Genomic DNA, 22,720 nt, shown 5'->3' on the forward strand with positions numbered 1-22,720 from the left:
TCATCTGGGTATGGGGCGAATGCCCGACAGCCCTGGGACGCCAGAGGCGTTTCAGGGCTGTCCACTGCGGATGAATCCTCCTAACAAACACTACGCATGCATCTCCCTCCCCCTATCCTCATTTTTTCATAAAGGAGCAAACCCCATGTTAAGAGACATGTTTAAAAAAACATACACACTGATCGACAGCAAATACAAAACACCCGACAAAACAGACGAACCAAACATCCCGGCTGGTCTGTGGAGAAAGTGCAACAAATGCGGTCAGCCCATTTACGCGGAAGATGTGAGAAGTAATTTCTATATCTGTCCCAAATGCAAAGGCTATTTCCGGGTCCACGCCTATCGCAGAATCGAGATGACTGCGGATGCAGGAAGCTTTGAGGAATGGGATAAGGAGATGGAATTTGCGAACCCGCTGGATTTTCCAGGATATGAAAAGAAAATCGAGGCGGCCAGGGAGAAGACAAAGTTAAACGAAGCGATCGTAACCGGAAAATGCACCATAGGCGGAGAGCCTGCGGTAATCGGTGTCTGTGACGCCAGATTTATCATGAGCAGCATGGGCCATGTGGTGGGTGAAAAGATAGCGAGAGCAGTGGAGAGAGCCACTAAGGAGCAGCTCCCTGTTGTCATTTTCGCCTGTTCCGGAGGAGCCAGAATGCAGGAGGGAATTGTATCCCTGATGCAGATGGCAAAGACCTCCGCGGCCTTAAAGCGCCATCACAAGGCAGGCCAGCTGTTTGTCAGCGTTCTGACCGATCCGACCACCGGAGGCGTGACGGCCAGCTTTGCCATGCTGGGCGATATCATTCTGGCAGAACCGGGCGCATTAATCGGCTTTGCAGGCCCCAGGGTCATCGAGCAGACCATCGGACAGAAGCTGCCGGAGGGATTCCAGCGTTCTGAATTTTTGCAGGATCACGGCTTTGTGGATAAGATCGTGAAGCGGGAAGAGATGAAAGATGCCATTTCTGCGATCTTAAAGCTTCACCGCTCACCAGATCAGGAGCAGAACGGTGAAAACTTATTTTTCCATGTGGATAACTGCGGACAATCCGAAGCAGCCAGTGGAAAAGAGAAAAAGACGAAGTTTTGCAGAAATAAAAAGAGCCCATGGGATACCGTTCAGCTTTCCAGAAGCTCCGAACGTCCCGTGGCCAGCGATTATATAAACGCGGTATTTGACGATTTTATGGAACTCCATGGGGACCGTTACTTTGGCGACGACGGCGCAATTGTGGGCGGTATCGCCTCTTTCCACGGTATGCCAGTGACAGTGATCGGCCAGGAAAAGGGAAAGAATACGAAGGACAATATCAAACGCAACTTTGGCATGCCTTCTCCGGAGGGCTATAGGAAGGCGCTTCGTCTGATGAAGCAGGCGGAAACCTTCGGCCGTCCCATTATCTGTTTCGTGGATACGCCGGGCGCGTTCTGCGGGCTGGAAGCGGAAGAGCGGGGACAGGGCGAGGCGATTGCCAGAAACTTATTTGAAATGGCAGACATAACCGTTCCGATTCTCTCCATCGTCATTGGAGAAGGCGGAAGCGGCGGCGCGCTGGCGCTGGCAGTCGCCAATGAGGTCTGGATGCTGGAAAATGCAATCTATTCGATTCTGTCGCCGGAGGGCTTTGCCTCAATCCTTTACAAGGACAGCAAGAAGGCCAGCGACGCGGCTCGAGTCATGAAGATCACCGCCAGGGATTTAATGGAACTGGGCCTGATCGAAAGAATCATAGCTGAGGAAGAACCGGCTGCAGCGGAGAATTTAGCGGAACTGGCGAAGGAAATGGACAGCGCCATGGAGACATTTTTCATAAAATACGCCGCTGTGCCGAAAGAAGAAATTGCCTCCGGGCGATATGACAGATTTAGGAGAATGTGATGGGAAATTTAAGACCATTGGTAATAGGAGAACTTGTGGTTCCGAAGCCAGTTATACAGGGCGGAATGGGAGTTGGAATCAGCCTTTCTTCCCTGGCGGGCGCTGTGGCCAGGGCTGGCGGTATGGGGATTATCTCTACCGCACAGATCGGTTTCCGGGAACCGGATTTTGCAGACCATCCGCTGGAGGCGAATCTCCGGGCGATCGGAAAAGAATTTAAGAAGGCCAGGGGGATATCCCCGGAAGGCGTGATCGGATTTAATATTATGGTGGCGACGAAGAGCTACGCACTGTATGTGAAGGAAGCGGTTAAGGCAGGAGCGGATATTATTATCTCCGGAGCCGGTCTTCCCGCCAGCCTTCCGGCATATCTGGCCGAGGCTGCGGCAGAGATGGGCGCAGCCGGGGAAAAAGTAAAGACAAAGATCGCCCCGATCGTATCCTCTGTCAAGTCTGCCATGGTAATCTTAAAGATGTGGGACCGCAAGTTTCACCGCGTTCCCGATCTGGTCGTGGTAGAGGGGCCGCTTGCGGGAGGCCACCTGGGCTTTTCCCGTGAATCCCTGGAGACACTGGGCGTGGATACTGTGGAGGTGGAACACACGTATGATCAGGCTGCCTACGACGAAGAGGTCAGAGGAATTATCCGCCTGGTTGGAGAGTATGCCGAGAAGTACCAGACAGAGATTCCTGTCGTGACGGCGGGCGGAATCTACAGCCATGAGGATGTGATGCATCAGATGGAGCTGGGAGCCGACGGCGTCCAGGTGGCGACGCGTTTTGTGACCACAGAGGAATGTGACGCACCGGACGAATTTAAGCAGGCGTATCTTCACGCGTCAAAGGAAAATATCGTAATCACAAAGAGTCCCGTAGGCATGCCCGGACGGGCGATCAATAACGCATTCTTAAGCGGTGTCGGCCAGACTCCCTTTAAGCTGGAACATTGCTACCAGTGTCTCGAGAAATGCGATAAGAAGACGATTCCCTACTGTATCACCAAGGCACTGGTGAATTCCGCGGAAGGGAATACGGATGAAGGGCTTGTGTTCTGCGGAAGCAATGCGTTCCGAGCGGAGCGGATTGAAACGGTGGATGAGGTAATGAGGGATTTGATGGGGGAATAAAAGAAAACGGATTTATCACAGCGAAACAGAAAAAAGTTAAATAATATTCGGTTATAAAACAATTTCGGAAATCATAAAATAGCAATAAAATCACCACGGCGGTTGAATTAGTATGTTAAATTATCTCTGGGCGTTTATGATGGTGGTAGGCGTTTTATGGGCGGCGTTCCATGGAAATTTAAGCGCGGTTACCGACGGGGCGCTCTCGTCGGCAAAGGAAGCCGTCATGCTGTGTATCACAATGTTGGGAGTGATGTCCTTCTGGACCGGGATCATGGAGATCGGGCAGAAGTCCGGCCTGATTGAACGGTTGTCCCGGAGGATGGGGCCGGTGCTTCGTTTCCTTTTTCCCAGAATACCGAAGGATCATCCCGCCATGGATCACATCGCCACGAATATCATTGCCAACATCCTGGGCCTGGGCTGGGCTGCTACGCCGGCCGGGTTAAAGGCCATGGAATCCCTCCAGGAGCTGGAGGAGGAGCGGCGGGAGGAAGAGCAGACAGAATCAGGGAAAAATAGCCTGGATGGCTCTAAGAAGCGCCAGATGCAGAAGTCACCGCGCGCCGTACCACTGGGAACAGCCAGCAATGAAATGTGTACGTTTTTAATTATTAATATCTCATCCCTTCAGCTGATTCCGGTCAACATGATTGCGTACCGGAGTCAGTATGGGAGCACGAATCCGGCGGCAGTGGTAGGACCGGCAATTGTGGCTACGCTGGCCAGTACGATCGTGGCAGTTGTATATTGTAAAGTAATGGACAGAAAACGGGGAGCATAAAGCTCTCCGTTTTTTAAGGCCCGGCTGATGGCCCGCTGACCTCAGGCATTACAGCAGCGACAGCGTAGACTGCCGCTCCACCAGCTCCACATCCAACTGGACATGCGGCTGTTCCACATGTCCGGTGCGGAGTTTCTCCAGCAGCAGTTCCATGGCTGTTTCTGCCTTCTTGATGACATTCTGTGAGATTGTCGTCAGCTTCGGCGTCGTGTAGGTGGAGACTGCCAGGTTATCGTAGCCGATGACGGAGAGATCCGTGGGAATCCGCAGGCCCCCCAGTCTGGCGCCCTCCATGATGCCGATGGCGCAGATATCGGCCGTGGTGACAAGCCCGGTGATCTTAAGGGCGCTGGCCGCGATGGCCTTGCCGGCGGCGATCCCTTCCTCGTATGAGGGAGAATAGGAAAAGATGCAGTCGGGATCACATCCGAGTCCGCTTTCTTCCATGGCGGTCCGGTAGCCTTCAAATCGGTCTGTTAAAAGAGGATTGCCTTCGTAATTTGCCACGAAGGCAATTTTTTTATGTCCGCGGTTAATGAGATAGCGAGTCGAGAGGTAACAGCCCTTTCGGTCGTCGGAACAGACATTGATGACCTCCGGATTGTCTGTTCTCGCGTCGAAAAGGACTACGGGAAGATGAGTCTCTGCAACAATCGCGTTGATGGAATCCTCAAAACGGTCTCCCAGGCGGGGATAGAGAAAGATTGCGCCGTCAACGTTCCAGTTGCGCATCAATATAGACAAATCATCCTGAGACCGGACTGCGCGTATCATGACGAAGTATCCGTTGTCACGCAGCTCTCTTTCAATCACACCGATCATGGAGCTGACGTACGGATTGTCAAAGTAGCTAACCGAAGTTCCGCTGTCCTCCTTGTCATCCAGGGGAACGATAACTCCTATAATATGAGAGGATTTGACCGTCAGGCTCCTTGCAGACAGGTTCGGAACGTAATTGTACTCTTTTATAATGGAATTTACTTTTTCTATGGTTGCGGCAGATACGCGGCTGTGCTTTCCGTTGATTACGTTGGACACGGTCATCATGCTGACGCCGGCTTTTTCTGCAATATCTTTTAATGTCATGTTTTTATCCCCATTTCTTAAAATATATTTAGCGCTAAATATATTATACACTATGAAGTTGAAAAACGCAAATGTATTTTGACGAGTTTTGGTATAAGTGCATAGTTTAAACCCGTTTAAACTATTTAAATATGACAAAATACAAAAATAATATTGACAGTAGCTTGTTCGAGTGGTATTCTCATGTTAGATTTAACGCTAAACCTTAACGAAACCAATTGCAGCGATTACCGTTTTTAGAAAATTTTCAGAAAACAGAGACTGAAGCGGTGACCACGCGAAAAGAACAAGGAGGAGTTTAAAATGAAGAAATGCTGGATAGCAGCCGGCCTGGCGGCGGCGATGGTGGTAACAAGTCTTACAGGATGCGGCAGCTCGGACGGAAAAAAGGCTGCGGAGAACGCAACGGCAAACGCAGCAGTAAACGTGCCGACAGAACCGTTTGGCGATACGGTAAAGTATGATCCGTCGCAGCCAATTAACGATGGAAAAGACATTTCCGTTGAATTCTGGGAATGGGGCAGTGACAATCTGTTTCAGGAGCTGATCGACGGTTATACGGCAATTCACCCCAATGTTTCCATCAAACTGGTCAACAATCCATGGGACGACTACTGGACAAAACTTCCTCTTTCACTTGGCGGTGCAAACGGACCTGCAATTTTCAATGTACATAACAGTCAGCATGAAAACCTGATTAACTATATGGCCCCGTATGAGGTATCATCAGACGATTTGGATGCGGATTTTAACGGCGTAAGCGCCCATGTCATCGACGGCAAGGTTTACTATATTGACTACGGCATCATGACAGGCTCTGTTTACTATAACAAGGACATGTGGGAGGCCGCGGGGCTCACAGACGCGGATTATCCAAAGACCTGGGATGAGATGCGGGAAGTGGCGAAGAAGCTGACAATCAAAGAGGGAAACAGCTTTGTACAGGCCGGGTTAAACTTTAACGGAACCTTCCATCAGAATTACCTACTGGGCTTGAATTACCAGCTGGGCCAGGATTTATTCGAAGATGACAAAAAGACAGCTACTGTCAATAATGACGCCATGAAGGAGGTTATGCAGCTTCTGGTGGATTTATATGAGGTTGACGGAGTCGGTTCCAAGGATTTCGGAGCAGAGGGCGCGGACAGCTTTGGACAGGGACAGTCAGCCATGACAATCCAGTGGGGCCATTTTAACAATACGTTAAAGACAAACTTCCCGGATATCAACTTTGGCGTCTTTGAGATTCCGGTATTTGCGGAAAATCCATATGCTTATAACCGGTATAACGGCGAGTCTACATTTGGTATCAATAAGAATGCTCCGGCGGATCAGCAGGCCGTTGCACAGGATATTGTGAAGTATTTCCTGGCAAACAATGACATTCAGAAGAAGTTCAACATTGCCATGAGCACCTTCCCGGCGAAGAAATCACTGGCTGAGGATGCGGAGATTCTGGCTAATCCGTCTATGGCGGTTCTGGCCGATCATATCGACCGTTACATCTGGCCGGGCCCGATGCCGGCGACCATGGAGACATCTTTAAAGACCGCCGGTGAAAATGTATTCTTTAACGGCATGTCCATTGACGATGCGCTGGCTGAGGCGGAAGCGACCATACATAACGATATGAAGAACAGCAGTTTTGAATCAGTAGAAAGCCTTTATAAATACGCGGAGTAGAGGAGGGAAAATCATGTTCCGAAAAACAAATCCCCTGCAGAGCAAAAGCGAGATCCTGCTCCGCAATATCACAGTAACCGGAATGATTCTGTTCTACACAGTATTTTTGCTGGTGCCGATTGGGATCGCATTTGCAGGCAGCTTTCACGAATGGAATCCGCTGAGCGGCATTTACCGGTTCAATGGTATTGAAAATTATGTTAGTGTATTTACCAGCGCGCTTTTTGGCAAATCCATGCTCAATACCCTGATATTTTCAGTTGTTGTTATCTTCTTCCGTGTAGGGCTGGGCCTTGCTATTGCTATAGCGATCTACTCAAACCTGATTAAGCATAAAAGCTTTTTCCGCGCAATTTATTACATGCCGGTGGTTACGCCGATGGTGGCGGTGGCGTTTGTGTGGAAATTCCTGTATAATCCGCAGATTGGTGCGATCAACCAGATCCTGGGACTGGATATCAACTGGCTGATGAATCCGAAGACTGCACTGCTTGCCATTATGATTATGACGATCTGGAAGGATTTCGGCTATGCGGTCGTTATGTTTATGGCAGGCCTCTACTCCCTTCCCAGCGATGCCATGGAGGCGGCGAGAGTGGATGGCGCGTCTTCCTGGCAGACCTTCAAGTATTTAACACTTCCGCTGTTGAAGCCCATGACGCTGTTTGTGGTGATTACGTCCATCATTTCCTATATCCAGGCGTATGTACAGGTGTTGATCTTAACGGAAGGCGGTCCGGGAACAGCCACCTACCTCTCCTCTTATATTATTTATAATGAGGCATTCGTGAAATACAATTTCGGATATGCATCCGCGATGTCCTTTGTACTGTTTGTCATCACCGCGGTATTTACCTGGCTGTCATTCCGGGTATCCGGGGATTCGGAATAAGGAGGAGATGTCATGAAAAAGAAGGTAAGCAGTATCGTACTGAATCTTGTTTTACTGGTACTGGGAGTCGTGACCGTGTATCCGTTTTTATGGATGCTGGCCTCCTCTTTTAAGAAAAACAGTGAGATCGTGGCCCTGCACCAGACCTTTCTGCCAAAGCTGTTTACGGCGGGGAATTACGTGTCCATGAATGCTCATTTTAACTTCATGAGATTCTTTGCTAACAGTATTTTTATTACGCTGGCTATCACGGTGATCGTGATCTATACCAGCACCCTGTGCGGATTCGTACTCAGCAAATATAAATTTAAAGGAAGAGACGCGCTCTTCGGCCTTGTGCTGGCGACCATGATGATTCCATGGTGTGTCACCATCATTCCGAGATACTCCATGATTAAGGCCTTTGGCTGGATGAACTCCTATGCCGCACTGATCGTGCCTGCGTCATTTTCCGGCTTCGGTATCTTTATGATGAAACAGCATATTGCATCCGTGCCCAATGAAATACTGGAGGCCGCCAGAATTGACGGGGCAAATGAGTTTTATATTTTCCATAAGATTGTGATCCCCATGTCAAAGAACGGGATTTCCAGTATTGCCATATTCCAGTTTTTATGGGCGTGGGAAGATTTCCTCTGGCCTTATCTGGTTATTGATGACAGCAAAAAACAGCTTTTGTCCGTTGGTCTTAAGATGTTTAACGGGCAGTATTCCACAGATTACGGCGCACTGTTTGCAGCTACTACGATTTCAATCATACCGGTTCTGGCGGTTTACCTATTCTTCCAGAAACAGTTTATCGCAGGAATCGCCGCGTCGGCAGTGAAGGGTTAAAGACAGGAATGGTTAATGGCAGAAGGAGAATATGGTGATAAGAGATATTTTTAAGGTTAAGACAAACCCTGCGGCCTGCGGGGAAAATATAGTGCTGGGAGACTGCTACCGCATCAGCGTGCTGACAGACGGACTGATCCGGCTGGAATATCAGGAAAACGGCCATTTTGAAGACCGTCCCTCACAGATGGCGTGGAACCGTGATTTTAAACCAACCCAGTACCGGGTCATTAAGACGGAAGACGGGATTGAGATTCTGACAAAACGGATTCATCTGATCTATGATGAGAAGAAATTCTCTAAAAACGGATTGAGCATCCAGGTGATCGGGAACTTAAGCGCATACCACAGCATCTGGCATTACTCTGAGGAAATTCATGATCTGAAGGGAACCGCAAGAACGCTTGACGAGGTGGATGGCTCTACGGAGCTGGAGCACGGAGTCCTTTCCCGGTTTGGATATTCTGTTCTTGATGATGGAAAAAGCATGCTCCTGACAGAGGACGGCTGGGTTGAGCCGAGATGCGGCGGGGGCGAGGATCTCTATTTCTTCGGTTACGGCCATGACTATCTGGAATGCCTGAAGGACTTTTACTATCTCAGCGGCCGTTCCCCCATGCTTCCTCGTTTTGCCCTCGGGAACTGGTGGAGCAGGTACTACAAGTATACGGAGGAATCGTATCTGGCTTTAATGGACCGGTTCGAGCGTGAAGATATCCCATTTACGGTGGCTGTCATCGATATGGACTGGCATCTGGTGGATATCGATCCGAAATACGGCAGCGGATGGACCGGGTATACGTGGAATCGCAGCCTGTTTCCCGATCCGAAGCGTTTTCTTCAGACGCTTCATAAACGCGGGATGCGGACGACTCTGAATGTCCATCCGGCGGAAGGCGTCCGGGGCTTTGAGGAAATGTATCCGGATATGGCAAGAGCGCTGGGCGTGGACTGGGAGAAGGAAGATCCGATTAACTTTGATATTGCGGATCCGGCTTTTCTGGAGGCTTATCTTGAGTATGCGCACCATCCTTATGAGGAAATGGGCGTGGATTTCTGGTGGGTGGACTGGCAGCAGGGGAATAACAGCAAAATTCCGGGACTGGATCCGCTTTGGATGCTGAATCACTACCATTTTCTGGACAGTAAGAGGGAAGGAAAACGCCCGATGACATTTTCCCGGTATGCGGGTCCGGGGAGCCACAGGTATCCGGTAGGATTTTCCGGTGATACCATCACCACATGGGAATCCCTCGATTTCCAGCCGTATTTTACGGCGAACGCTTCCAATATCGGCTATGGCTGGTGGAGTCATGATATCGGAGGCCACATGAGGGGCTATAAGGACGACGAGATGGAGGCGCGGTGGGCGCAGTTCGGCGTATTTTCTCCGATTATGCGGCTTCACAGTTCCTGCAGCGAGTTTAATGGAAAAGAACCGTGGCGCTTTAAGAAGGAGTCGGAGGCTGTGATGGGTGAGTTCCTGCGCCTGCGCCACCGTCTGATGCCTTACCTTTATACCATGAACTACCGGGCGAGTGAGTCGGCTGAGCCGATGATCATGCCGATGTATTATAAGCATCCGGAATCGGCGGAGGCCTACGAGGCGGCCAATCAGTATTATTTCGGAAGCGAGATGATCGTGGCGCCCATTACCGCGCCGAGGATTAAAAAGATCAACGAGGCAAAGGTGTGCGCATGGATTCCGGAAGGGACTTATATCGATTTCTTCAGCCATATGGTGTATGAAGGCGGAAGAGTCATGGAGCTCTACCGGCCGCTGGAGACGATTCCGGTACTGGTGAAGGCCGGAGGTGTGATTCCCATGACGGACAGCACCGGGGCCGCCGATGTGACGAAAAACCCGGAGACACTGCGAATCCGGATCTTCGGAGGCGCGGATGGCGCATTTACGCTGTATGAGGATGACAATGAGACGTGTGATTACGAACAGGGCGTATGCGTGACGACGGAGATGAAGCTTGACTGGGAGGGGGAGAAACAGACCTTTACCATTGATTCGGCCAGGGGAGCGCTGGAACTGATACCTGAGAAGAGAAATTACGTTCTGGAGTTTGCCGCGGTGACGGATGCAGAGTGCCGTGTGAGCCTGAATGGCGGGGAAACCGCATGCAGAAAGTCTTATGATGCGGACCGCAGAACACTGACCCTGGAGATCGATCAGGTTAGTACTGCAGAAACGCTGGTTGTAATCTTTGAGACAAACATGAAGCTTTCTGAAAACCCGGTGGAGAAGCTTGCCTTTGAGTTTCTGAATCAGGCGGAGACCACGTTTGAGACAAAGGAAATGTTGTTCAGGCGGATCAGGGAAGGGAAGAGTTTGAAGGTCTTTCTTTCGGAGCTGCAGGCGATGGAGATTGATGGGGAGATTAAGGGGGCGCTGGTGGAGATTTTGACGGCATAAGACACTTATGCTTAACAGAGGGAATGAACGCCGTCAGGGCAGTGAATTACAGGAATGTACGTCACTGCCCTGACGGCTTTTAGTTTATTTCTCCGGTATATTCAAACCAGTCAAAATCAGCATGATTTTGAGATTCTTTCCCATCTGCTGTTGCATACAGTGCGATATAGGTTCCGGTAAATCCCCCGGCAGTCTCTTTATTTAAGATTGTACCGGATACGGTAGTTCCGGCCGGTATCCAAGTCTGACCATCTTGAGAAAAATAAAAATCAATGGACTGATACCTCATATGAATTTTGAAATAAATGCCGTCGTTTTCGTATGGAGCTGAATACAGTCTGGTATTGTCACCACAGATCTGACGTGTCAGGACAATGGAGACTCCGGTCTCTGTACTTTGGAGCATCAGGGAATAATAAAACTGGTTATTATAAAACATGGTAATTCCTGCGGCTTCGCCTAAAGCGGCTGGAATAAATTCCATAAAAGTTCTCGCGGTAAAGCTCATATGCTGCTGACGTCTTCCTATAAACGCTGGACTGGCGGCCTCTGACAGTGTGTGACGGTTGAGGTACAGCCTTAAGAAACCGGGCCGATCGTTTAAGCTGAAGGTTTCATAATCCGGAGTTCTTAGTATATTCCAGCACATCCCCAAATCCTGTGTAAGAAAATGATCGCACGCCGGTTCCGGCTCCCAGATACATTCCGGAAGATCAGGCCCTGGGTAAGAGAATTCCACGCAGCCTGTCTGAGGACTGAATACGGGCCAGCCGTCTTCCCATACCATAGGAACTGCAAAAGTTTCACGTCCCAGATTACGGTAATCGCCGCCGTCTGGACGTGAGGCCAGAAGAACAGCCCACCATGATCCGTCGTTCAGTTCTATAATATCAGCATGACCAGTGCTGTTAATTGGATAATCGCGTTTCAGGTTCCGATGAGTGATCAGGGGATTGCGAGGGTTGCATTCGTAAGGTCCAAAGATAGAGCGGCTGCGGAATACGGTGCTGCAGTGGTTATGGTCCGTACCGCCTTCGGCAATGATCAGATAATACCAGTCTTTTATGTGATACAGATGCGGCCCTTCGGGAGCCACGGCATCATACAGAGCTCCGTGCTCCAAAAGTGTGACTCGTTCTCCAACGAGTGTTCCTGTAGGAAGATCCAGGCGCTGAAGCCAGATATGACGGCTTTCACATTCCGGGATGTCTGGATTTGGCCTTCTGTTGCCAAGATAATAGACTTCATCTCCATCAAATACAAGTGTCGGATCGATTCCTTCTGCTCCCTTTATGATCACAGGATCAGACCAGGGGCCGGCCGGATCAGAGGCGGTGACATAGAAATTAATATTGTCGTAATAAGGGGCATTGCCCACCAGGGTAGTCACTACATAGAATGTATCAGTCTTTTCATGATAGCGTATGGTAGCAGCATAGATTCCTCTGGAGGGGAAGAGCCCGTCTAAATTTGCCTGACTCTTTCTGGTAAGAACATGCCCAATCTGATGCCAGTGGACAAAATCTCTGGAATGAAAGATTGGTATTCCCGGAAAATATTCAAAGGATGAGGTGACGAGATAATAGTCGTTCCCCTTTTTGCATACCGAGGGGTCTGGATAAAAGCCAGGCAGCAGCGGGTTGCGCAGTGTGCTCATAAGGTCCCTCCCAGATTCTGGCTGAATAAGAGGCGGAATGATGTCTCCTTGGAATTTAAAATGTGCTGGCGCATGGCTTCTGCAGCCTCATTCCAGTTGCCCTTCAGACACTCGCTTAAAATTGTCAAATGGTCGGTCTGCTCATCCGCTGCCTTCTCTCTCGAACGAATACCAGACAGGGTACGGTAGCGAAGATTTTGATTGTGAATAGCAATATAGCTGTTTTTAAAATAAGTGTTTGGGCAGGCGTTCACAATCCACATATGAAAATCGTCATCTGCCGTAGCGGAGAGGGACTTATCTTCTAAAAGCTTTGTATCAGAAAAAAGCTGATAGTAGCGCAGCGTCTCATCCGTATCCAGGGTATTGCCGTAATTCTTTAGGATATATGGTTCCAAAAGAAGACGGAATTCATATGTCATGTTCATGTCATTAATGGATAAATTAGAAATCATAACTCCCTTTTTGGGAAGGATTTTAACGAGCCCTTCCTGTTCCAGTCTTCCGAGCGCGTCTCTGACAGGGGTTCTGCTGACCCCTGTTTCTTCACAGAGTATCTCCTCATTCAGAAATGTCCCTGGTTCATATTCACAACAGATAATCTTGTTTTTGATAAATTCGTAAGTGCTGTATTTTAATGTGTTTCGGCCTTTTTCGCTTTCTGAACGTTCAGTTTTCATGTTTCCCTCCTTGTTATGAGCACTTAGTGGCTGTTAAAAGATAAAATAAAAACAACAATGTATACAACGTATCCTCATGATTAATAATCATATAGCATAGATGAAAAAAAAGCAAGAGAAATTCTTTCCATTATTTGGAATTACCGTTAAATAATAAGATGTGATAGAATAAATGTATAAAAATATAAAAATACATTTGACAAAGTTGTGTAAATGTGATAATAATTAAAATATCCGATGATGTATACAACAAATGAAAGGAGAAGGAGATATGAAAAAATTAATGACACTGGTGTGTGGAGCAATGCTGGCAGCAGGAATCTTAAGCGGATGTGGAAGCCAGGAAAAGGCGGTGGAACCGACGACGGCTGAAGCTGCGAAGGAGACAACTCAGGAGGCAGGAGGAGATACTACAGCGGAAGCTGCTAAAACGGAGGCAGAGCCCGTCGATTTCAGTTTCTGGTGTATATCTGCTCATGAGGCATTTTACAGATCTCGAATAGACGCGTGGAATAAAGAAAATCCGGATAGACCTATTCAAGTAGATCTGGTCAGTGTAGGTGGGTCAGACAGGCAGAGTAAGCTTCTGGTAGCACTGCAGACGGGGCAGGGAGCACCCGATTTCTGTGACGTTAATATTATCCACTTTGGTGTGTATTATGATTTTGATGAAATACCATTTGTGTCTCTTACAGATATGGTGAAGGATGAAAAAGACAAGTTTATTAAGAGTAAGCTGGATATGTACTCTTATAATGGGGAGCTATACGGATCTCCGACACAGGCTGGTGCCAATGTTGTATTTTACAATACAAAAATTATGGAAGAAGCAGGTGTAGATATCGACTCCATTGTAACATGGGACGATTTTGTTAAGGCTGGGAAGAATGTTGCAGAAAAGACTGGAAAGCCAATGACGGCTGTTGAAACTACAGATATGTATCCATTCCAGTCTATGGTACTTCAGAAAGGATCTGATTTCTTCGACGCAGAAGGAAACGTCATCATTAATAATGAGACTAATGTGGAAATTCTGGAGTATTTAAAGTCCTGGCTGGATGATGGAATTGCAGTTACGATGCCGGGCGGCTCCAATACCTCAGAGAATTTCTATGAATTCTTTAACAATGATGGTATGGGCGCGCTGATTATGCCTCTGTGGTATATGACGAGGCTTGAAGAGTATATGCCTGACTTAAGCGGTCATTTAGCCGTAAGACCAATGCCTGTATGGGAAGAGGGACAGCAGTATACCAGCGCTTGTACCGGTGGAACCGGAACAGTTATTACCAATCAGTGCGAGAATCAGGAACTGGCAAAAGAATTTTTATATTTCTGCAAATTGAGCTATGATGCGAACAAGGAGTGTTATCTGCAGCTGGGATTTGCGCCATTTAGAAGCGATGTATGGGAGGATGAGGCCCTTTCTGTAAAACGGGAATTCTTCAATAACGAGAATGTATTTGGCAATGTGGCGGCTTCTTTAAAGAATTCCAACGCGATCCATAATAATCCAATGGTTCCAAAAGCCTTTGATATTGTATCCTCCGATGTAATGTATTCTGTTTTTGAAGCCGGAACATCGACGCCGAAAGAGGCCCTGGACAGGGCTGCTGACACGCTGAATTCCCAGAAGTAAAGTATCCGGGCGGGTGCCGTCTGACTTGACTGGCGGTACCCGTTTCTAAAAGGAGATGATGTTGTGAAATACTTAAAAAAGCTTGCATACAGTAAAAAAGCGGCACCCTACATATTTCTTACCCCATTCATTCTGTCGTTCCTGATCTTTAATTTATATCCGATTATCAGCTCCTTTTTAATGAGCTTTCAGAAACTAAAGGGATTTAACAGCTATACCTGGGTGGGACTGAACAATTATAAAAACTTATGGAATAAAGACTTTTTCACAGCGGTTAAGACAACAACACTGGTGACGGCCGTCGAATGTGTTGTACTTACTGTATTTCCGTTAATTCTGGCAGTTGTACTCAATACAGGCCTTTTTAAACGAAAAAATTTCTTCAGGGCTGTATTTTTTATTCCGACACTGGCCTCAACGATTGTGGCAGGTATCGTATTCCGGATGCTGTTTTCCGACTCTGGCAATGCGTTTATGAACTCACTGTTAAATGTGTTTGGTTTCGAGTCACAGAACTTCATGCTGAATTATAAATGGAGTATTACCCTAATGGTGGTCTTAAGCACCTGGAAAAGCGCTGGACTGTATATGATCTATTTCCTGTCTGGTCTCCAGACAATTCCAAGAGATGTCTATGAGTCGGCTGAGATTGACGGGGCCGGTGAATTAAAGAAGCTGCTTTATATTACGATTCCTCTGCTAAAACCGATTATTATCTACGTCTTTACTATCCTGATCTTTGAAGGGTATCGTACCTTTGGAGAGAGCTACGTATTCTGGAAAGAATCCATGCCGGGAAACCTGGGGATGACAATTGTCAGATATCTGTACCAACAGGGCTTTACGTATGGAAATCTGGGATTCGGTTCTGCAATCGGATTCGTCCTTCTTGGTATTGTGCTCATTATTAACCTCTTACAGCTTAAAGGATTTGGGCTTTTCAGAGACGACGATTAGGGGGATTGAAAATGAAAAAAACAATTATACGGTTTGTGGTGAGAATTTTGTTTCTCCTGCTGGCAGTGATGATGCTATTCCCCATATATTTTATGGTGATAGCCTCTTTAAAGCCTACCAGTGCACTTTTTAAAAATGGAATCGCCATGGTCTGGCAGTTTGATAATCTCTCTATACAGAATTATATCTATACAGTGACAACAAAGTCCGGAATTTACTTAAAATGGTATGGGAACAGTATTTTGGTTATGGCTGTATCGACGGTGCTCTCCTTATTCTTCTCATCTATGGGAGGGTATGCGCTGGGAGCTTATAAATTTAAGGGAAAAAAGTTTCTGTTTACTCTTACTATGATTGTCATGATGATACCGTTGGAAATTCTTCTTATCCCGTTATATCGCATGATTATAAACATGAAACTGATCAATACAAAGACTGGTTCCATTCTCCCCTTCCTGATTCAGCCTACGGCCATGTTTTTCTTCCAGCAGTTTGTATCCGGAATCAGTAAGGATTATATGGATGCGGCCCGAGTAGACGGCTGTACTGAGTTTGGCATCTATTTTAAGATTATGACTCCTCTGATGCGCCCGGCCTTCGGCGCAATGACCATTCTGCTGGCATTGCGCAACTGGAACGCATTTCTGTGGCCTCTCATTGTGTTTACCACGGATTCTGCCTACACACTTCCCGTGGGACTTGCTTCTTTAATCAGCTCTTATGGAAATAATTATGAATTCCTGATTCCAGGAGCAGTATGTGCGCTGATACCATTGGTCATCATATTTCTGTTCAACCAGAATCAGTTTGTGGAAGGCCTGTCGGCAGGAGGTGTAAAGGGATGAAAAGAACTGTGGTTGCCGGGTCTCTTGTACTGGATATTCTGCCGGTATTTCCGCACGCTGTAACCTCTGATATGCTGCTGGCAGAGGGAAAGGTAACGGAGTGTCAGGGGATGCGTATCTACATGGGAGGAGAAGTGGGGAATACGGGACTTGCTCTGCACCGGCTGGGGGAACCGGTGTTTCTCATAAGTAAGACTGGGGACGATGGAGCGGGATTCCTGATCCGGGAAATGATGAAAAAGGAAGGCGTTCCTTCACTTATTATGGAGACAGAGGGTATCTCTTCCACCGCAAGTATCGCTTTGGCGGTTCCGGGAAGAGATAAAAGTACAATTCACAGCAGAGGGGCTTCCCAGACCTTTGTGGCGGATGATATTCAGGGGGATTTGCTGAAGAAGGCGGACTGGTTTCATTTTGGATATCCTACTTCTATGAAAACTCTGTATGATCGGACTGGAGAAGAATTTATTCGGATGCTGAAAAAGGTGAAACAGTATGGGCTGGGAATATCGGTTGACATGAGTCTTCCTGATTTAAATACGGATGCTGGTAAGACGGATTGGCTGCCGATTCTGGAGAAGGCGCTCCCGTATATTGATATTTTTATGCCGAGTATAGAAGAGGCAGTCTTTCTGTTTATGCACCGGACATATCAGGAGATGGCAGCGCAATATCAGGGAAGGGATATGACGGAGGTGTTGGGTGAGGAGTTTATTCTTACCATTGCGGACCGTGCGCTGGAAATGGGGACTAAGGCAGTTTTGTTAAAATGCGGGAAAAGAGGTATGGTATTAAAGACCGGAGAACACTGTCCCTGGGGGGAATCATGGAATGGAAGAGAACTGTGGTGCACGCCTTATAAGCCTGAAAAGATTCGTTCTGCTACAGGCGCAGGCGATACGGCGATAGCCGGATTTTTAAACTCATTTAAACGGGGCTGTACGCCGGAGAAGGCGCTTGATATGGCTGCGTTTACTGCTCTTAGATGTTTGGAATCTTATGATACCGTGAGTAGAATCGGTAATTATCAGGAGATGGAAGCGATAAAGAAAAAGGTGGGGGAGCGGTTAAACGGGCCGGATAGCAGTGAGTGGACGTATTGTATGGAAGCCGGATGCTATGTGGGGAAAAATGACAGAAGAAAGGTGAGATAAACGATGTATGTATCAATGAAACCTATTTTAGAGCATGCTCATATTCATGGATACGCGGTTATGGCGATGAACAGTATCAACATGGAGATGGTTCGGGCCGCAGTAAATGCCGCCCAGGCAGAACATTCTGCGGTTATCATTAACATTGGAATGGGACAGATGAAAAATCACGCACATCCGGAAGATATGGTACCCATGATCCGGCGGCTGGCGGAGCGTGCTTTGGTACCAGTAGCTTTAAATCTGGATCACGGACAGGACTTCACCTTTATCTGTGAGTGTATGAAACGGGGATTTTCGAGCATTATGATAGATGCATCCGCGCTTCCATATGAGGAGAATATAGCCAGGACCCGTCTGGTTTGTGAAATGGCGCATCCATTAGGGATCTGCGTGGAGGGAGAGCTGGGCCATGTCGGCCAGGCCGCGGACGGTGATGACGAAAATGGCGGGCTCTATACGGAGCCTGGTCAGGCGAAGGAGTTTGCAGACAGAACCGGTGTCGATGCACTAGCAGTGGCAGTAGGTACTGCGCATGGGAATTATCCAAAAGGAAAGACACCTAAACTGGATTTTGAAAGAATACGTCTTTTGAAAAAGATTCTTAACATGCCCCTTGTACTGCATGGCTGTTCAGGTGCAGGAGAAGAGAATTTAAAGAAAGCTGTAGCATGCGGTATTAATAAGGTGAATGTGTGTACGGATGCATTTGGCATAGGGATCCAGTCAATCGAGAAGCAGATGAATGAAAATCCGGAAGTGGATTATATGCATCTCTGCATGGGTGTGGAGGAAGAATTGACCAACTATATAAGAACGTTTATGAGAACAATCGGATCTTCCGGACAATACTATTTCGGAGAAGGTCCCTTGTCGGGAAATGAATAAATAAGACACCCGAAAACACTTGAAAAACAGCCCCAATCCACCTATACTAATCATAGAAGCATCATGGCAGGTCAGCGGAGAAGGAGGCTTTAATATGAACATTTTAGTAGTAACGGGGAGCCCGAGAAAAGGCGGTAACACAGAGATTTTGGCGGATGCATTTGCTCAGGCCGCGAAGGAGAGCGGCCACGAGGTGACCGTGCGGAAGTTAAGCCGGCTGAAGGTAGGCCCCTGTCTGGCCTGCGAGCACTGTTTTACCCATGACGGCGTCTGTGTGCAGAATGATGATATGAACGAGATTTTGCAGGATGTACATAAAGCGGATATGCTGGTGCTGGCGTCGCCTATCTACTGGTTTGATATATCCGCACAGATCAAGTGCTTCATCGACCGGATGTATGCGTGCGCCAAAACGGGATTTCACATCACTTCGGCGGCCATGCTGCTGGATTCCGGCTCACCGGGAGTCTATAACGCGGCCCAGGCCCAGTTAAAGGACATCTGCGATTACTTAAAGTGGGAGAATAAAGGAGCTTTTACGGCGCCTGGTATGGTGGAGAAGGGAAGTATCTATCAGTCCGCGGCGCTTGCACAGGTCAGGACGTTTGCGGAGAATCTGTAGGCATGGGGCCGGTATCCATATGGGTGCCGGCCTTATGGCTGAGTGATTCGTTTAATAGTTTTAATACGATCCCGAATACAATGCACTCCTTTATGGGCCTGCATACCTCCCAGGCACTCCCGGTTGCATCCTGTGCAGGTGAAAATCTGGGAACCGGCGCCGGAGACGGTTTTTTTAACCCATTCGGGATCTGCGATCAGCTGGCGGCTCATGGCGGCCAGTTGGATTCGTCCTGATTTCAACTGTTCTTCCACGAAATCAGGAGAACAGAGCCGTCCTACTCCGCAGACCGGTAAATCGGTCAGACGGCTGACCTCATCACAGAATGATAAAAAGCAGCCCTGCCCGTGAAAATAGGGATGTGAGGCCGGCGGTATGGTATCGCTTAAGTCGGAATGGTTGGCCAGGGTGACGTGAAAGCTGTTCACGCCAGCCTGCTCTAAGAGCGGAACAAAGACCGGAAGCTCTTCCTTCAGCACCCCGGCATTCCCATAATGGGGATATTCCTGGCGGACTGCCAGCTTATAATCAATGGTCATATCGGGAAGTGCTTTCCGGACGGCGGCGACTGCTTCACAGGCAAAACGAGCCCGGTTCTCCGCACTCCCTCCATACCGGTCTGTGCGATGATTGTAAATGGAGGAAGAAAAACTTCCGCACATCCGGTCGCCGTGGATTTGAATGACATCAAATCCGGCTTCCTTTGCTAAAACGGCCGCTTTGCCGAAGCCCTGTGTGATCTCGGTGATTCTCTTGTTGGTCAGGCCGGTTATATAGCCGGATACCGTATCGTTTAAAAGGACTCTCATCTCATCCGGTTTGATCTTTCCGGTGATCATGCCCGGCAGATATTTGATCAGACTACGGAACTGCGAGTCCGACATGTGCAGCTGGGCGGCCGCCAGGGCGCCGTTTTTGTGAATCGTTTCCGTGATCCGGCGGTAACGGAGAAATCCTTTTCGGCTGTACAGGGACAGAAACGGACTCTTCAGTACAGGAACATCCCCGATGATGATCATGGCTGTTCCGCCCCGGGCGATGGCGCCCAGTTTTTCCAAGTACTCCTCTTCCTTAAGGCCCATGGAGGTGGGGGCAAAGATAATTCTGTTTTTCAGGGTTACATTACCCAGCTTGAATGGGCTGTTAATAGTCTCATACATGGCTCTGCCCCCCTTTACCGCCTTCCCGGGTGCAGACGCGCCGGAGCAATTCCAAAAGCTGTTCTCTCTGCCCGTCGTTCAAGTTCTGGCAGACGATCTCATCCCAGTCATGAAGCAGAGTATGAAGTTCCTTGAAAATGGCTTCCCCCTGCACTGTAAGAGTTAAATGGTAATGCCGGTGATCTACGGTATCGCGGGTGCGGACCGCGTAGCCTAACTGTTCCAGTTTACCAATGCACCGGGTCACATGCCCGTTGTCTGCCCTGAGAAAATGGGCGGTATCACTGAGTGAACAACCGGGATTTTTACCAATGTAAATAATATAATAAAACAGGCCATCCGTAAGACCGTACTGCTTGAGTCTGGCATCGGAATAGGCATTCAGATCTTTTCTCAGGGCAGTAATATAATAAGCGAGAGAATCTGGCATGGGAAGCGCTCCTTTCAATTTCAATATAAAAATAAGCAAATAAAAAGTATTTGACTAAGTCAAATTATATTCTTGATAGTTGACTTTGTCAAATACTTTTTTGATTTATTGTGAAATCAAGCCTTCCTTCTGCGGATAACTCCGGTGAGCCGCCCGTACCAGCGCCCGGCATTCCGAGATTTTGTCATGCAGCAGCTCCCGTTCCTCGCCGTAGGTATTCTGGTACAGTTTTTCCTCGATCAGCTGGGACTGGATAACCAGGTGGTAGTAAAACTGCGTGTCGATTACGCCCTGGCGGCAGATCTTTGACAGCAGCCTGGAGGCGTAATCGTATTTTTTCAGCAGAGTCTCAGTGGCTGTGCTGCGGTGGTAGGGGAAGAGAAGGCAGTTGGCGGCGTAGGCGATCACGATTCCGGCCAGCACGTAGGCCAGACGGATGAGCAGCATCCACCCTACAGGCACCCAGCCAAATGCGTTCATAAACACAGCGCCGCCCAGCGCTCCGATGGTGGAACAGGCAAATGTTCCTGTGTAATCTGAGAAATAAAAGCTTAAATAGCCAGACAGCATCATGATAACAGTCCTGCCGGCGGGAGACGGAACCAGGGAATAGAGAATCACACTGAATACGCCTCCTGCCACGGTAGCAAAGAAACGTTTCCCGGCCTTCTGCCCCACATCATCGGCATAAGGGAGGGAAACTGAGGCAAGGGTAAACAGAAGCCATTTTCCGTGAGGAAGATTCAGGCTTTCAACCAGCAGTGTTGCGAGTGACAGCAGAAGAGCAACCCGCAGGGCGTAGACGACGCGCACTTTACTGATTTTTAATGCAGCCTGAATCCGGATGGAAAGGGAGAGCAGAGTCGGACGGAAATTTGATTTCTTTTCGGGATCCGCCATATGGACCAGGTGATTTCTGATGTACTCCAGGCTGTCGTAAAATTCTGCCTGATGCAGGTCTTTCACATCCGTAATAAAATCATCTCGCGCAATGAGGTGAGGATCCGTGGTCTTCATATTTACATAGGCCTCAAAGTGGTCCAGCTGGACCAGCGTCTTTTCCAGCATATCCTGGTATTTTTCCGGATGCTCGGTCTGAGACAGCAGAATAAGCAGGTGTTCCAGGCCGCGCCCGGAATCGACCACGGCGAAGTTGGCATCGGATATACACAGCTCCTTACGCCTTCTGTCATAGACCATGCGGCTGAGGCGGCGGATATTCTTTCGGACATCTTCCAGGCTCTCCGGTGTTCCGCTGCCGGATAAGAGACAGGATATGTACTGCTTGGCCTCACCGATCAGTGTTAGAAGTACGTCGGAAACCGTCTCTGCGGCCCGGTTCCGTCCCATGACCAGCTGATAGAGAATGATGCAGACGGCTCCCGTCACCATGGCTATAATCCGCTTTGGAAGCTGTTCCGGGCTGGAGGGGGATATGAAAATCAGGAACAGGTAGGACAGAATATAAGGAAAATACAGATGTCCGGAGTATTCATACGTATAGAGATACAGGATTAAAAAAATCATAATAAAATTGATCGGAAGAGCGATCCATGGATTTAAAGTGACAACCAGGCAGGCGGCAGCTGCCATCAGCACCAGTACCGTGGACTGCGCAAGCAGATGCTTAAATGGTGTGGAGGTTAAGTCGCGGACCATAGAGGCCGACATCATAATGGCAAAGATAACTCCGACAATGGAATTTTCTGCTCCGAATACTTTCTGGAACACGTTGACGTAAGCGATAATAAACAGAAATGACAGAGTGGCGAATTTCAGATTTTTGCGTATACGCTCCTGAACCGCCGACAGGATGGAACTCTTTTTGGGTATTGCCATAGATAAAAACTCCTTTCTTTCGAAAGTATATCGTAGCACAGAAAAAACAGCAGTGCAAGAACGTCCCATTTCTTAAATATTTATGAAGATCTGGATAAAAATGGAAAAGAAGCAGGCCGCGGCGGTCATC

General features: G+C 48.2%; 19 protein-coding genes. 13 read left to right on the forward strand and 6 right to left on the reverse strand.

The features are described from left to right. The first annotated feature begins 145 nt into the window (after positions 1 to 145). From H8S75_RS22555 to H8S75_RS22565, 3 genes are all read left to right on the forward strand, one after another. On the forward strand, positions 146 to 1,888 hold the full coding sequence (locus tag H8S75_RS22555) for an acetyl-CoA carboxylase carboxyltransferase subunit alpha (protein ID WP_187023467.1): 1,743 nt from the start codon (positions 146 to 148) through the stop codon (positions 1,886 to 1,888). Then, positions 1,888 to 3,015: an NAD(P)H-dependent flavin oxidoreductase gene (locus H8S75_RS22560; protein ID WP_187023468.1), complete on the forward strand. Its 1,128-nt coding sequence runs from the start codon at positions 1,888 to 1,890 to the stop codon at positions 3,013 to 3,015. Before H8S75_RS22555 ends, H8S75_RS22560 begins: the two co-directional genes overlap by 1 nt. Positions 3,016 to 3,127: 112 nt before the next feature. Then, positions 3,128 to 3,799 carry a nucleoside recognition domain-containing protein gene (locus tag H8S75_RS22565; protein WP_025529610.1) on the forward strand — a complete coding sequence of 224 codons (672 nt, stop codon included), beginning with the start codon at positions 3,128 to 3,130 and terminating at the stop codon, positions 3,797 to 3,799. 48 nt (positions 3,800 to 3,847) lie between these two features. Here the strand turns inward: H8S75_RS22565 and H8S75_RS22570 are convergent, their stop codons facing one another. Beyond that, a complete protein-coding gene (locus H8S75_RS22570; RefSeq protein WP_187023469.1) occupies positions 3,848 to 4,936 on the reverse strand; it encodes a LacI family DNA-binding transcriptional regulator in 1,089 nt (362 codons plus the stop codon). Positions 4,937 to 5,188: 252 nt separating this feature from the next. Between H8S75_RS22570 and H8S75_RS22575 the strand changes: the two genes are divergently transcribed. Genes H8S75_RS22575 through H8S75_RS22590 form a run of 4 tightly spaced genes read left to right on the forward strand, consistent with a single transcriptional unit; the run spans position 5,189 to position 10,719 of the window. Beyond that, positions 5,189 to 6,568 carry an extracellular solute-binding protein gene (locus tag H8S75_RS22575; protein WP_187023470.1) on the forward strand — a complete coding sequence of 460 codons (1,380 nt, stop codon included), beginning with the start codon at positions 5,189 to 5,191 and terminating at the stop codon, positions 6,566 to 6,568. Positions 6,569 to 6,581: 13 nt separating this feature from the next. Continuing rightward, entirely contained in the window at positions 6,582 to 7,460 is an 879-nt protein-coding gene (locus tag H8S75_RS22580; RefSeq protein WP_187023471.1) for a carbohydrate ABC transporter permease, read from the forward strand. A gap of 12 nt (positions 7,461 to 7,472) precedes the next feature. Beyond that, positions 7,473 to 8,294, forward strand: a complete 822-nt coding sequence (locus tag H8S75_RS22585) for a carbohydrate ABC transporter permease (protein ID WP_187023472.1) — start codon at positions 7,473 to 7,475, stop codon at positions 8,292 to 8,294. Positions 8,295 to 8,331: 37 nt separating this feature from the next. Then, positions 8,332 to 10,719 carry a glycoside hydrolase family 31 protein gene (locus H8S75_RS22590; protein WP_187023586.1) on the forward strand — a complete coding sequence of 796 codons (2,388 nt, stop codon included), beginning with the start codon at positions 8,332 to 8,334 and terminating at the stop codon, positions 10,717 to 10,719. A gap of 79 nt (positions 10,720 to 10,798) precedes the next feature. Here the strand turns inward: H8S75_RS22590 and H8S75_RS22595 are convergent, their stop codons facing one another. Next, positions 10,799 to 12,376: a glycoside hydrolase family 43 protein gene (locus tag H8S75_RS22595; RefSeq protein ID WP_187023473.1), complete on the reverse strand. Its 1,578-nt coding sequence runs from the start codon at positions 12,374 to 12,376 to the stop codon at positions 10,799 to 10,801. Then, positions 12,373 to 13,056, reverse strand: coding sequence for a GntR family transcriptional regulator (locus H8S75_RS22600; protein WP_187023474.1), 684 nt, complete (start codon positions 13,054 to 13,056; stop codon positions 12,373 to 12,375). Before H8S75_RS22600 ends, H8S75_RS22595 begins: the two co-directional genes overlap by 4 nt. 271 nt (positions 13,057 to 13,327) lie before the next feature. Between H8S75_RS22600 and H8S75_RS22605 the strand changes: the two genes are divergently transcribed. From H8S75_RS22605 to H8S75_RS22630, 6 genes are all read left to right on the forward strand, one after another. Next, positions 13,328 to 14,695, forward strand: coding sequence for an ABC transporter substrate-binding protein (locus tag H8S75_RS22605; protein ID WP_187023475.1), 1,368 nt, complete (start codon positions 13,328 to 13,330; stop codon positions 14,693 to 14,695). Between the two features lie 63 nt (positions 14,696 to 14,758). Further along, positions 14,759 to 15,652: a carbohydrate ABC transporter permease gene (locus tag H8S75_RS22610; RefSeq protein WP_187023476.1), complete on the forward strand. Its 894-nt coding sequence runs from the start codon at positions 14,759 to 14,761 to the stop codon at positions 15,650 to 15,652. Between the two features lie 11 nt (positions 15,653 to 15,663). Continuing rightward, positions 15,664 to 16,497 (forward strand): carbohydrate ABC transporter permease, encoded by an 834-nt coding sequence (locus H8S75_RS22615; RefSeq protein WP_006771787.1) that lies wholly within the window; start codon positions 15,664 to 15,666, stop codon positions 16,495 to 16,497. Next, positions 16,494 to 17,651 carry a carbohydrate kinase family protein gene (locus H8S75_RS22620; RefSeq protein WP_187023477.1) on the forward strand — a complete coding sequence of 386 codons (1,158 nt, stop codon included), beginning with the start codon at positions 16,494 to 16,496 and terminating at the stop codon, positions 17,649 to 17,651. Before H8S75_RS22615 ends, H8S75_RS22620 begins: the two co-directional genes overlap by 4 nt. A gap of 3 nt (positions 17,652 to 17,654) precedes the next feature. Continuing rightward, a complete protein-coding gene (locus H8S75_RS22625) occupies positions 17,655 to 18,539 on the forward strand; it encodes a class II fructose-bisphosphate aldolase (protein ID WP_187023478.1) in 885 nt (294 codons plus the stop codon). A gap of 94 nt (positions 18,540 to 18,633) precedes the next feature. After that, positions 18,634 to 19,161 (forward strand): flavodoxin family protein, encoded by a 528-nt coding sequence (locus H8S75_RS22630; protein WP_187023479.1) that lies wholly within the window; start codon positions 18,634 to 18,636, stop codon positions 19,159 to 19,161. A 32-nt stretch (positions 19,162 to 19,193) separates the two neighbouring features. Here the strand turns inward: H8S75_RS22630 and bilR are convergent, their stop codons facing one another. The 3 genes from bilR to H8S75_RS22645 form a co-directional block, all read right to left on the reverse strand. Then, positions 19,194 to 20,321, reverse strand: coding sequence for a bilirubin reductase (bilR, locus tag H8S75_RS22635; protein ID WP_187023480.1), 1,128 nt, complete (start codon positions 20,319 to 20,321; stop codon positions 19,194 to 19,196). Continuing rightward, complete coding sequence (gene bilQ / locus H8S75_RS22640; RefSeq protein ID WP_187023481.1) at positions 20,314 to 20,751, reverse strand: bilirubin utilization transcriptional regulator BilQ; 438 nt, start codon at positions 20,749 to 20,751, stop codon at positions 20,314 to 20,316. Before bilQ ends, bilR begins: the two co-directional genes overlap by 8 nt. A gap of 105 nt (positions 20,752 to 20,856) precedes the next feature. Next, positions 20,857 to 22,590 carry an FUSC family protein gene (locus tag H8S75_RS22645; protein WP_187023482.1) on the reverse strand — a complete coding sequence of 578 codons (1,734 nt, stop codon included), beginning with the start codon at positions 22,588 to 22,590 and terminating at the stop codon, positions 20,857 to 20,859. Positions 22,591 to 22,720 lie beyond the last annotated feature (130 nt).

The organism is Hungatella hominis (assembly GCF_014288005.1).
GTDB lineage: Bacteria > Bacillota > Clostridia > Lachnospirales > Lachnospiraceae > Hungatella > Hungatella effluvii.